This is a genomic window from Gloeocapsa sp. DLM2.Bin57, assembly GCA_007693955.1.
GTDB lineage: Bacteria > Cyanobacteriota > Cyanobacteriia > Cyanobacteriales > Gloeocapsaceae > Gloeocapsa.
This window is the reverse complement of record RECR01000001.1, coordinates 1-2,719: the sequence shown is the minus strand read 5'-3', so window position 1 is coordinate 2,719 and position 2,719 is coordinate 1. Positions and strand designations below refer to the sequence as shown.

Here is a 2,719-nt window from a genome sequence, read left to right as displayed (position 1 = left end):
AGCGAACGATTACGGGATATTTTAGAGGCGATTGAGCGTTTAGAAAAGTATACAAATTACGGGAAAACTGCCTTTGAAGAACAGGAATTAATCCAAACTTGGGTAATTTATCACCTACAAATCATAGGTGAAGCATCAAGAGCAACCTCTCAAGAATTTAAAGCAAAATACCCTGAAATACCTTGGCGAGAAGCTGGGGATTTAAGAAATCTTGTTATTCATGAATATTTCCGTATCAATTTAGCGTTTATTTGGGATATTGTTGAGAATGATATTCCTACACTCAAACAACAAATTGAATTTATTCTTTATTATAATTAGATACTTATGTGTGGATATAGTGGCTGACCATATCTCTCAAGCTTTCTCTAAAAAGATTAGAAGCGATCAAGAAAAGTTCAAAGGTAAAAATGTGCTACTAGCAACAGTTAAACAACGAATACAAGCAAAACTTAATAATATGAGTCCGAGTGTTCACTTACTGCATGTAAAATAGAAGGAAAAACCTGATGCGGTGATATGGGGCTAGATACAGGTCTACACCAAGATGTTGTGAGAGCCTAATCTCGCAGATTTTCAGCTCTCTGGTTTAGACTTACATTCCACACTTCTAATTGCAATACGGAGAAAAGGAGTCAAAAGTCTCCGAGTTAAGTTAATAGAAAAAAAGCTGCATCGCTATTTCTTGCGCTCGTTAAATTTCCCCGAAGCTTGCGTTTATTTCGGTTATTGTTCTAGAATTGATTTATTGGCAAGGATTAGATAGTTATGACAACAAATAAACTACAAATAACGTTGTTTAAAGGAAAGTCAGAGGAAGTAAAGCGAATTGAGCAATTGACAAGTCTTTTGACCAGTGAAGGTAGTCAAGCTAAATTGGTAACAAGTGGGGGGGAAGAAAGTATTATTCCTGAGGAAGTGAAGCAGATATGGTTAACTTGTTTGCGGAGTATGCTAGAAGGGAAAGCCATTGAAATAGTGGAGTTTAATCAATATATGACTACTCAACAGGCTGCAAATATTCTGGGAGTATCACGACCTTTTTTAATTAAACTCTTAGAACAGGGGGAAATTCCTTATACCAAGGTAGGAACTCATCGAAAAATTTATCTAGAAGACTTGATAAATTATAAGGAAAAACGAGATAAACAACGAGAAGAGGCTTTAGATGAATTAATTAATATGACAGAAGAATTGGGGTTATATGAATTAGATGAAAAAGCCTAGGGTGGTTTTAGATGCTTGTGTTCTAATTCCCCAGTACTTAAGAGATGTTTTATTGTCTGTTGCTTGGGCAGATTTATATCATTTATATTGGTCAGAACATCTTCTTACTGAAATTAAGCGGAATCTTATTAAGCAATATCAATTAACACCCAGCAAAGCTTCTAAGTTAATATTAACAATGAATAAAGCTTTCTCAGGTGCAATGGTAGAAGTTCCTTTAGAGTTAATAAATTTGATGTCAAATGACCTTAAAGATCGTCATGTTTTAGCTACTGCTATAGTTGCCAAAGCTGAAATTATAGTAACCAATAATCTGGCAGATTTTCAGCCATCAAGTTTGGAATCTTGGGAAATCACAGCACAATCTCCCGATGTTTTTTTAACTAATTTATTTAATAATTATCCTGAAGAAATAGTCCAAATCATCCAAAAACAATCTTCTAAATATCAAAACCCTAAGAAGTCAGTGCTTGAATTACTAGATTTTTTAGGTCAAAAGGCTAGTTTATCTACTTTTTCTAGTTGTGTTAAATCAGTTCTTGACAGAGAACTAAGTTAGTGTGAAATTCACTCTTATGTTAGAACCAATAATCGAGTCAGAGAAGCAAAGCTGAGAAATAGCGTTTGCGTAGCGCTCCTGAAGGTAGATCGCCTTTGTACTGGTAAAAGGGATTGGTACATTATCGGGGCTATCTCTCAACCTAGAAAAAACATGGCTAGGAATATAGTCAAAGACAGGAGATTTTAAAACAACCTAATTTACCGATACTTCAATAGTAGGTTCTTCCTTAGATAACCCTTCTAGATTATCGGTGGGAACTCCTAAAAAGCGAGAGCGATGTTGGTGTTGGTGTTGGTTTCGTACCAACCCTTGTCGTCCCCGATCCCGACAAGAGCCTTGGGCTAAAATTGCTTCAATTTCTTCTAACAGTTGACGTACGGGTTGCCAGCTTTCTTCAGGATGCAGATGACTTTGTTCTTGCCAATGGGTTAAAACGTTTTCGAGTTGCATCAGGGTTTTACCTGCAATTACTCCCCGGCCTTGATCTAATTGTTGCCCCAGAGTCACTAAATCTTCTTTTAGTGCAACAGGAACTCGAATTGTTTGGGTTTCTCCATTTTGCCACATTCCTTTACGACCCGCGCCTTGGCGCATTCCACCGCGACCGCTCATAAATTTGTCCTCGCTAAAATTATTGCTTACCTTTCTATCATAAATTCTTTTTTGAATTTGTGTCATAATCTAAAATTATTTTAATAAAACTCTTATAGATTTTGTTACGAAATCTATAATGCCATTCTACTTCCTCTCAAGAAAACAGTCTTTAGCTGACTTTGTTCGCGGTGCGCTCGACGTTCGATCGCCAAAAATTCTCCCCCATCTTTTCAGAAGTTAACTCTAATTCTTTAGAATAGTTTTAGGGGGTAGATGCAGTGTTGAATTATAAATAAGATTTTTCATTGACATGGTTGCCAGAGGATAGGGAAACTT

At 36.3% G+C, this 2,719-nt stretch carries 4 protein-coding genes and 1 pseudogene; 4 read left to right on the top strand and 1 reads right to left on the bottom strand.

Annotated elements, in window-relative coordinates; all coding sequences use genetic code 11:
* Positions 1-30: 30 nt before the first annotated feature.
* From EA365_00025 to EA365_00010, 4 genes are all read left to right on the top strand, one after another.
* On the top strand, positions 31-321 hold the full coding sequence (locus EA365_00025; GenBank protein ID TVQ50076.1) for a DUF86 domain-containing protein: 291 nt from the start codon (positions 31-33) through the stop codon (positions 319-321).
* A complete protein-coding gene (locus tag EA365_00020) occupies positions 296-496 on the top strand; it encodes a hypothetical protein (GenBank protein ID TVQ50075.1) in 201 nt (66 codons plus the stop codon). Before EA365_00025 ends, EA365_00020 begins: the two co-directional genes overlap by 26 nt.
* Before the next feature lie 272 nt (positions 497-768).
* A complete protein-coding gene (locus tag EA365_00015) occupies positions 769-1,227 on the top strand; it encodes a helix-turn-helix domain-containing protein (protein TVQ50074.1) in 459 nt (152 codons plus the stop codon).
* The gene (locus EA365_00010; GenBank protein TVQ50073.1) at positions 1,214-1,786 is read left to right on the top strand and encodes a PIN domain-containing protein; all 573 of its coding nucleotides are present in this window, start codon (positions 1,214-1,216) and stop codon (positions 1,784-1,786) included. The genes EA365_00015 and EA365_00010 overlap by 14 nt, the downstream gene beginning before the upstream one ends.
* A 318-nt stretch (positions 1,787-2,104) precedes the next feature.
* Here the strand turns inward: EA365_00010 and EA365_00005 are convergent.
* Positions 2,105-2,401 (bottom strand): annotated as a pseudogene (locus tag EA365_00005) (hypothetical protein).
* Positions 2,402-2,719 lie beyond the last annotated feature (318 nt).